This window comes from Mycobacterium sp. (genome assembly GCF_032161845.1).
Taxonomy (GTDB): Bacteria; Actinomycetota; Actinomycetes; order Mycobacteriales; family Mycobacteriaceae; genus Mycobacterium.
Window position 1 is genome coordinate 1 of sequence record NZ_JAVRQA010000571.1, and the last position, 8,624, is coordinate 8,624.

The following is an 8,624-nucleotide window of genomic DNA, read 5'->3' on the forward strand; positions in this document are numbered from 1 at the left end:
CTTGCCCTTGAACTTCGGATCCCACAGGTCGTCGATCTTCGTGATCGGACGGCCCGTCGCGGCCTTGTTGTACGCCAGTCCCACCATGCCGGTCATGTACGGGGCGGTGAACTTGCGGCCCGGGTCCGACTTGTCGTTCAACAGGTCGGGCCGCAGGTTCTTCCTGTTGGGCACCCGGGTGTCACTGATCTCGTTGAGCCAGCCCAGCTCCTTGAGCCGCAGCGCCATGAACTGGGTGGGCACCACGAGGTCAGCGCCGATGTCCTGCTTGCGCGACAACGGTTCCTTGTTCTTGGCGAACCACTGCTCGTTGTCGTTGAAGTCTTCCTTATAGTCGACGGTCAGGCCGCTGGCCTTCTGGAAGGCGGCGACGAAACCGTCGGCCATGTAGAGCGGCCAGTTCGAGATTCGCAGAGTGCCGGTGGCCGGCTTGCCGTCATCCGGCGCCGCGGATGTGCTGCTGGAACTCGTCGTGCTGGACGAACCACACGCGGCGAGGAACGACCCGCCAAGGCCCAGCGCGGCCGCGGCGGCGGCACCGCCCCCAATGAATCGTCGCCGAGACGTTCGCGCCGATGCCAGCCGCGCCATCATCTGAGGGTCGATCTCGTTCGCCATGAAGGTGCCTTTCGTGGTGGTGCTGGGGGGAGTGGATGTCGGAGAAGGGGTTTCGACCGTCAGGGCTCGGGGGGAGCGTCGAACATCTCCTCCAGATCCTCGGTGGTGGGAATGTCGGCCGCCGGGAGAACCAGCGAGGCGTCGGGCGTCCATGCCACGTGGACCCGGTCACCGGGCCGAAGGAGGGGCAGATTTTGCTCGGTGCCGACGTGCGCGACGATCGGAGATCCGTCGGGTGCATCCATCGAAAGGCGCACCACCGGGCCCTGGAACGTCAGGTCTGTCACCGTCGCGGACACCGTCGCAACGTCGCCCTCGGGCGGGTCGATCGAGACACGCACGCGCTCCGGTCGCACCATCAGGGTGGCGTGCCCGCCGGGTTCGATCGCGGTGTCGCCCGGCTTGGCCCGCAGCGTCGTGCCGAGAACCGAAAGCTCGGCGAAGTCGCCGTCCATCCGGTTCTGGGTGCCCGGCCATAGGTTCGCCTGTCCGATGAAGCTGGCGACGAAGACCGTTGACGGTCGGTCGTAGATCTCGGTGGGGGTGCCGATCTGTTCGACGTTGCCTGCATTCATGACCGCGATGCGGTCACTCATCGTCAGCGCCTCTTCTTGGTCGTGGGTCACGTAGACGAAGGTGATTCCCACCTCGCGCTGGATGCGCTTGAGTTCGAACTGCATGGCGTGCCGCAGCTTGAGATCGAGCGCGCCGAGCGGCTCGTCGAGGAGTAGCGCGCTCGGGTAGTTGACCAGTGCCCTCGCCAGCGCGACGCGTTGCTGCTGCCCACCGGAGAGTTGTGCGGGCTTGCGCTTGGCGAAGTCGGTCAGCCGGACGATCTCGAGGAGCTCGTCGACACGGCGCTTCACCTCACTCTTGTCGATCTTCTTGCTTCGCGGGCCGTAGGCCACGTTGTCCCAGACAGTCATGTGCGGGAACAGCGCGTAGTGCTGGAACACGGTGTTCACGTTGCGCTTGTGCGGCGACACCGTCGACACGTCGACACCCTCTAGGCGGATCGCCCCCGTCGTTGGCGTCTCGAAACCCGCGATCATCCGGAGCGTGGTCGTCTTGCCGCAGCCCGACGGGCCCAGCATGGAGAAGAACTCACCCGATGCGATGGAGAAGTCGGCGTCTGCCACGGCGACGTAATCGTCGAAACTCTTCGTCACGTGGTCGATCTCGATGACCGGTTGGCCCGGCTCGAGACCGTCCGCAACCTTGCCCGTGGTGCCGTCGACCGCGGTGCCGTGTGTGCCGCTCAGGACTACCTCCCGGTTCTTGGCACGAAGAACGGGTCCTCCTTGAGCAGATTCGGCCCGATCCAGCCCCGTGCGCTGTGGGTAAACCTTCGCCGATCATGACGACCTTCGCAAGCGAATCCGCAACGAATTTACATTTCGACGATGGAATCCCTCGCTGCTGAGGTAGCTATGTCGCCGATTCCGCTTCCGGGGGCAAGCGGGTGGACGCTCGCCGCAGACGCTCATGATCGAATGAACAGATGACTCAGGAAGCCACCGATTCGGGGCTGGCGCCGGGCGCCCCGCGTAGCGCGCTCACCGCGTTGCCATTCAGTGGAAGGACGCCGAGCGGCGTCGGTGACCTGTCGGTCGAGACCCACGGCATCGCGCCGGTCCCCGGCGATCGGCGGTATGGCAACCCACGGCGGCTGTTCACGGTGTGGTTCGCCCCGCAGGTCAACATGACCGGTGTCTTCACCGGCGCGCTGGCGATCGTATTGGGCCTCGGGTTCTGGCTCGGCCTGCTCGCGATGGTCATCGGCACGCTTCTCGGATCGCTCGTCGTCGGCTACCTGTCGACATGGGGTCCGCGCACGGGCACGGCCCAGTTGCCGAGCTCGCGGATGGCCTTCGGCGGTGGTGTCGTCCTGCCCGCAGCGCTGCAGTGGCTGTCGTCGATCGCCTGGGACGCGCTGGTCGGCCTGTTCGGCGGCGAGGCGCTGGCGCTGCTCCTCGGCATCCCGTTCTGGGCAGCTGTGCTGATCGTCCTCGGCGTCCAGGGTGTCGTCGGCTTCTTCGGCTACGAGATGATCCACCGGTTGCAGGCGGTGCTCACCGTGGTCCTATTGGTGACGTTCGTCGTGTTCGCCGTCAAGCTCGTCGGCGGCCACGACATCGTGACGCCGCCCGCCGTGCAGGGACCCGATCTGATCGGTGCCTTCGTCCTCGAGGTGACCATCTCGCTGAGCCTGGCGGTGTCGTGGGCGAGCTACGCGTCGGACTTCAGTCGGTACCTGCCCGCGCGATCGTCGCGACTGAGCGTGTTCGGATACACGTTCGCGGGCATCTTCGTCGCCTACGTGTTCGTCCAGGGGATCGGCATCGCGGCAGGCGAGCTGGTGTCCGAGCAGACGGCCGAAGGCGTCCGGTCCGTGATGGGCGGCGGCTTCCTCGGTGGGCTCGCACTGCTGATCATCGCGTTGGCGTCCATCGGCTCGGGAGTGATGAACGACTACAGCGGTTCACTGGCCCTGCAGACGCTCGGTGTCCGGGTTCGCCGGCCGCTGTCATCGGTCGTCGTGACGGTGATGGCATTCGGCCTCATCCTCTGGCTGCACTCCGCCGACACCGCGGCCCGCTTCCAGAACGTGCTGCTCTTCGTCAGCTACTGGATTCCGGCGTTCGTGGCGATCGTGTCGGTGGACTGGTGGTTGCGCCGACGAGCGCTTACGCGAGGAGCCGACGAGCCCCGCCGAGGACGCGAGACCATCGATCCCGCGCAAGAGCTCACCGCGCGGGCCGATGCGGTCGCTGCCCTGGTGACCTTCGTGGCGGCCTACGTGGTGGCGGTGCCGTTCATGGACACGTCGATCTTCGTAGGCGCGGTCGCCGAGAAGTGGCACGGCGCCGACATCGCGTACTTCGTCAACTTCTTCGTGGCACTGGCGCTCTACGGCGGTTACCGAACTCTTCGGTCGCGCTCACGCGTCGTTTGACCCGAAGGGCGCCCGGGTAGTTCCCCGACACCGGAAGGAGTTCGCATGCGTGCACTGACACTTGCCAAGACGGCAGGTGCGGCCGCGGCCACCGCCGTAGTCGGAGGTTTCGCGAGTGGCCCAGCAGTTCAGTCGGATTGGTACCAGAAACTGCGCAAGCCCAGTTTCCAGCCGCCGAGACAAGCCTTTCCGATCGTCTGGCCTTTGCTGTACGCCGACATCGCCGTGGTGTCGGCCGCCACCATCGACGAACTCGACGGGCGCGGCGACGGCCAGGAGGCCAGGACGTTCACGGGTCTGCTCGCGCTGAATCTGCTTCTCAACGGGAGCTGGTCGTGGCTCTTCTTCAATCGCCGACAGCTTGGTGCATCCGCGGTGCTGGCGGGAGCGCTCGCCGCAAGCAGCGCCGACCTGACGCGGCGTGCGGTCCGCGTGAACGGCGCTCCGGCGAAGGCACTCTGGCCCTACCCGCTGTGGTGCACCTTCGCGACGGCGTTGTCGAGCCGCATCTGGTGGCTCAACCGCTGACCGGGCGATGTCGAAGAGCGAAGACGTCGACGATGGCGTCGAGGAAGACGAAGAAGATCGGCAGCGCCTCGCCGACCGGGTACTGAGCGGCGTCGAAGACGCGGTCTACTGGGCCATCGCCGTCGTTCTGGCATTCGGGGCGGTGGCCCTGCTCGTCGCGCAGTTCAACACGATGCTGCGGCTGCGGAGCACGGCGGCCTCCACGCTGATGCTCGAAGTCCTCGACGGTCTGCTATTGCTGTTCATCTTCGTGGAACTGCGCTATGCGGTTCGGGCCTGCCTGCGTTCGCACGAGATCGTGGCGGAGCCGTTTCTGATCGTGGGAATCCTGGCCGGCATCAAGGAGATCGTCGTGCTCTCGGTAGAGGCGGCGACGCTGTTGGAGAAGGGGCCGGAGTTCTCCCGGGCGATCGTCGAGATCGGAGTGTTGGGTGGCGTCGTTCTCGTTCTGGCATTGTCCGCGTTCATATTACGCGTGAGGCGACAGGACGGCCGGAGCGCAACATGACCGTCAACGCACGGTCGCGAAGAACGCCCTGACGTCGTCGACCCAGAGTTCGGGTTGTTCGAACGCCGCGAAGTGACCGCCCCGCGGCATGGTGGTCCAGCGGGTGATGTTGTAGTTGGCCTCGCACCACGAGCGCGGTGGCTGACTGACCTCCTTCGGAAACGACGCGACGCCCGTTGGTAGTTCGACCCGGCCACTCGAGCCGAATGCCGCCCTGCTCTCCCAGTACAGCCTGGCCGACGACGCGCCGCTGGCGGTCACCCAGTACAGCGTCACGTTGTCGAGCAGTTCGTCTCGGCTGAGCGCGTTCTCAGGATGGCCGTCGCAGTCGGTCCAGGACCAGAATTTCTCGACGATCCAGGCCAGTTGTGCCGCAGGCGAATCCACCAGTCCGTAGCCGAGCGTTTGCGGTCTGGTGGCCTGTTGCTTGAAGTAGCCGGAATCGACGTCGCGGTAGTGCTTCAGTGCTGCGAAGGCGACCTTGTCCTCGTCGGTCGGGTTCGCCATCGCGTCGGCAGGTGGCCTGCCGATCGGAAAGTTCGTGTGGATACCGACGCAGTTGCCGACGTTCCGCCCGATGTCGGTCGTCACCGCCGCACCCCAGTCGCCGCCCTGCGCCCCGTAGCGGTCGTAGCCGAGTCGCACCATCAGCGTGTCCCACGCGCGCGCGATCCTGTCGGTGTTCCAGCCCGTCGCGGTCGGCTTTCCGGAGAAGCCATAGCCAGGCAGCGAGGGGCACACGACGTGGAACGCGTCTTCGGCCCTGCCGCCATGCGAGGTGGGGTCTGTGAGTGGCGCGATGACCTTCTGAAACTCGACGATCGACCCCGGCCAGCCATGCGTGATGACGAGGGGGAAGGCATCGGGGTGCTGAGAACGCTGATGTACGAAGTGAATTGATAGTCCGTCGATCTCCGTGGTGAACTGGTCGAGGCGATTGAGGGCGGCCTCGCGGGAGCGCCAGTCGTAGTCGTTGCCCCAGTACGCCGCGAGTTCACGGGTGTACGACAGCGGGATTCCTTGGCTCCAGTCGTCCACGCATTCGGCCTCGGGCCAGCGGGTGTCGGCCAGTCGTCGACGCAGGTCGGTCAGTACGTCATCGGCTACGGCGATGCGGAAGGGCTCAACGGTCGTCATGTCGGCCATTCTCGTCCCGGTGGAGGCGGGGGATCGACACCTGGGTGGGTTCGGCCCGTCCGCGCAGGACGACCGAGGCGTGGGTCACCCACTGTTCTCGCTCGCCGTTCTCGGCGCGCGAGAGTGCGGCACCGGAGGCCATCACCCTGTCCGGCGTGGACTTTGCGCTGTCCGCCAGGCGCGCCGCCTCGTTCACGGGATCGCCGATCACCGTGTACTCGTAGCGATTCTCGGCACCGATGTTGCCGGCGAAGACCGGTCCGGCCGAGACGCCGATGCCGAAGTCGACGATGGGCAACCTGCGGAGGTCCGCCGATAGTGCGCGGGCGGTGGCCAGCGCCGCATCGGCAGGCTGGTCCCTTCCGAACACGACGAGTGCCGCGTCGCCCTGGAACTGGTTGATCGAACCCGCCCCCTCGTCCACCGCTGCCACGACGATCTGAAAGAAGTCGTTGAGGATGTCTGCCACCTCCGGCGGGCTGAGGGTGGCGGCCAACGTGGTGGAACCCGCGAGGTCGATGAAGAGGATCGCGACGTCGCGAACCTCGCCCGTCAAGGAGTCGTCACCCTCCATGGCAAGTCTCACGACGGCGGGACCGACGTGGCGGCCGAACAGGTCGCGGATGCGGTCGCGTTCCGCCAAGCCCTTCACCATGCTGTTGAATCCGCGCTGCAGCCTTCCGATTTCGGATTGTTCGTACACGTCGACGGTGCACCCGAGACGCCCCTGCTCGACCTCGGCCATGCCGTCGACGACGTCTCGGACCGGATCCGCGATCGAGCCTGCGACCAGGATCAGGGCGCGCAAGCCGAGCAGTACCGACACCGCCGACAGGACGACGATCGGAACGTCCAACGAGGCGGTGGTGGGGATCAACCAGCCATTGGCCTTGCACAGGATCAGTCCGACGATGATGGCGCTTGGCAGGGCGCTGTTGAACAACCACATCACCACCAGACGGCTGGCAATGCCCGGAGCGGTCGTACGGGAATTGAAGTCCTCGACGGTGGCAGCGGCGACGATCGGCCGGTAGATGCGCTGGGTGAACAGCAGGCCGGTGCTCACGGTCGAGGTTCCGCCGAAGGCGATGGCGAAGCCGATCAGCATCGCGGGGCCCACCCCGGCGTCGACGTTGGACAACAACAGGACGACACCGCTCACTGCCCACACAGTGAGCAGGAGGACGCATTGGTGCCGCACGATGTTGATCGCGCCACGCCGCTGACGGTCGTCGGGCATGGTCTCGGAGAGAAACCAGCGCAGTGACGGTGCGATGTGCCGGTAGCCGTCGACTGCGACGACGATGGTGCCCGCCAGGATGACGATCGCGAGGATCACCATGTTCTTCTGCGTCAGAAGAGCCTGCGTGGTGCCGAACGTCTGGCCGGTGAGAGACCACACGATGGCGAGTACCTCGGCGGCGGTGATGAGGTGTGCAAAGGTCAATCCCACCGCGTAACGCGTGCCGAGAGTTGCCGTCGACGTCCGAAGCGGCTCACTCGGTTGGTCGTGCGGCATGGGGCGCCGTTCCTAGTCGTTCGGGCTGCCTGTCCCGACGTCCGTCACCGCCTGGGTGCGCGCACGCAGTCGTTCGGCGGTATCGGTCAGGAAGTCGAGGATGACGGCCAGTTCCGTGTCCGAGTAACGCTGCCATACCTTCGCCGCCGACCGTTGCCACGACGCGAAGAACTCGTTGTCGGCGAGGTCGTCGATCTCGGCGTGCAGGAGCGCGCGGCGCCGGTCGGTGGGATCGGGTTCGCGTCGCAGAAACCCCTTGGCGACGAGTCGGTCGATGAGGTTCGTCACCGATGCGGCCGCCAGACCCGTATGGCGACCGAGGTCTCCGGCGCTCATGGGGCCCAGCCGGTTGAGCACCCCGAGCGCCTTGTAATCGGTGGGATGTAGGCCAAGTTGAGTAGCCAGAGCCGAGTGGAATAGAACGGTGGCGTCGCTGTGCTCGCGACCGACGCGACGGAGATGCGCCAGAAGCTCTGTCCTCGAAGGCTTCCCGTTCACGAGGCGGCCACCAGGGCGGTGAGGGTGGCGGCGCACGTGATGGCATCGAGGGGGAGACGGAACAGGCTTCGTCTCGACCATCGCGCGGCGGCATCGCGGTCGATGGTCGCCGGGTCGGCCTTCTCGAACGCGGCGGCCTTCGGGATGAAGTCGGCGAAGGACCAGATCCGCATCGCCGCGTGGCTGGCGACCGCGGCGAACAGCGCGGCCCGTACCGGGGGATGGCTCCAGCTAGTGACGATGGCCGCGATCAGCGTCAGTTCGAACGCGACGTGCGCGGGAATCCAGAACCTGCGGCGGGAGACACCGCCGTTGCGAGGCTGGATGATGGCCGGGCGGTGGGGCCAGACCGGATCGAGGACGCGATGTTCGTATAGACCTCCGCCGAACTGTGCGCAGGCCAGGAAGGCGACGGTGGCGAGGAGGGCGGTGGCGGGAGCGGACACGTCGTCAATCATTACGGTGCGACGTAATATACGTCAAGCCGTAATGATTTAGCCGGGGGTGCTTAGATGGGTACGTACGGCGTGTGTACAGTTGTTCACCGAATGAACTGACGTGGTTGCCACGGACGACCATTCGGCCACCCATGCGCGGCACGAATCCGCCGAAAGGACCAGTCGTAATGACGTTTTCGCTCGAGCTGCCCGACGACGTGATCGAGGTTCGAGACTGGGTGCACGACTTCGCCGAGAAGGTCGTCCGACCCGCGGCGGCGGAGTGGGACGAGCGGGAGGAGACTCCGTGGCCCATCATCCAGGAGGCGGCCAAGGTCGGCCTCTATTCGGTAGAACTCTTCGCCACGCAGGCAGGCGAACCGTCCGGCCTTGGCATGCTGACGGTGTTCGAGGAGATGTTTT

General features: G+C 65.8%; 10 protein-coding genes. 4 read left to right on the forward strand and 6 right to left on the reverse strand.

The genetic code is table 11. The features are described from left to right. Together QOD90_RS31585 and QOD90_RS31590 are read right to left on the reverse strand one after the other, a co-directional pair. Positions 1 to 618, reverse strand: a 618-nt coding sequence (locus QOD90_RS31585; RefSeq protein WP_526356573.1) for a twin-arginine translocation signal domain-containing protein, incomplete at its 3' end; no start/stop codon positions are given. 59 nt (positions 619 to 677) lie between these two features. Continuing rightward, positions 678 to 1,787 carry an ABC transporter ATP-binding protein gene (locus QOD90_RS31590; protein WP_526356575.1) on the reverse strand — a complete coding sequence of 370 codons (1,110 nt, stop codon included), beginning with the start codon at positions 1,785 to 1,787 and terminating at the stop codon, positions 678 to 680. Positions 1,788 to 2,119: 332 nt separating this feature from the next. On the opposite strand from QOD90_RS31590, the gene QOD90_RS31595 reads away from it, so the two are divergent. Genes QOD90_RS31595 through QOD90_RS31605 form a run of 3 tightly spaced genes read left to right on the forward strand, consistent with a single transcriptional unit; the run spans position 2,120 to position 4,610 of the window. Then, positions 2,120 to 3,574, forward strand: a complete 1,455-nt coding sequence (locus QOD90_RS31595) for a purine-cytosine permease family protein (protein WP_526356577.1) — start codon at positions 2,120 to 2,122, stop codon at positions 3,572 to 3,574. Between the two features lie 45 nt (positions 3,575 to 3,619). Continuing rightward, positions 3,620 to 4,102 carry a TspO/MBR family protein gene (locus QOD90_RS31600; protein ID WP_526356579.1) on the forward strand — a complete coding sequence of 161 codons (483 nt, stop codon included), beginning with the start codon at positions 3,620 to 3,622 and terminating at the stop codon, positions 4,100 to 4,102. Between the two features lie 7 nt (positions 4,103 to 4,109). Then, positions 4,110 to 4,610, forward strand: coding sequence for a phosphate-starvation-inducible PsiE family protein (locus QOD90_RS31605; protein ID WP_526356581.1), 501 nt, complete (start codon positions 4,110 to 4,112; stop codon positions 4,608 to 4,610). Between the two features lie 3 nt (positions 4,611 to 4,613). On the opposite strand, the gene QOD90_RS31610 is transcribed toward QOD90_RS31605, so the two are convergent. From QOD90_RS31610 to QOD90_RS31625, 4 genes are read right to left on the reverse strand one after another with little or no spacing between them, the layout of a single operon-like run. Continuing rightward, positions 4,614 to 5,747, reverse strand: a complete 1,134-nt coding sequence (locus QOD90_RS31610; RefSeq protein ID WP_526356583.1) for an alpha/beta fold hydrolase — start codon at positions 5,745 to 5,747, stop codon at positions 4,614 to 4,616. Then, a complete protein-coding gene (locus tag QOD90_RS31615) occupies positions 5,734 to 7,266 on the reverse strand; it encodes an adenylate/guanylate cyclase domain-containing protein (RefSeq protein ID WP_526356585.1) in 1,533 nt (510 codons plus the stop codon). The genes QOD90_RS31610 and QOD90_RS31615 overlap by 14 nt, the downstream gene beginning before the upstream one ends. A gap of 12 nt (positions 7,267 to 7,278) precedes the next feature. Next, positions 7,279 to 7,845 (reverse strand): MarR family winged helix-turn-helix transcriptional regulator, encoded by a 567-nt coding sequence (locus QOD90_RS31620; RefSeq protein ID WP_526356587.1) that lies wholly within the window; start codon positions 7,843 to 7,845, stop codon positions 7,279 to 7,281. Continuing rightward, a complete protein-coding gene (locus tag QOD90_RS31625) occupies positions 7,761 to 8,210 on the reverse strand; it encodes a hypothetical protein (RefSeq protein WP_526356589.1) in 450 nt (149 codons plus the stop codon). The genes QOD90_RS31620 and QOD90_RS31625 overlap by 85 nt, the downstream gene beginning before the upstream one ends. Before the next feature lie 179 nt (positions 8,211 to 8,389). Between QOD90_RS31625 and QOD90_RS31630 the strand changes: the two genes are divergently transcribed. Continuing rightward, on the forward strand, positions 8,390 to 8,624 hold a 235-nt coding region (locus QOD90_RS31630; protein WP_526356591.1), incomplete at its 3' end, for an acyl-CoA dehydrogenase family protein.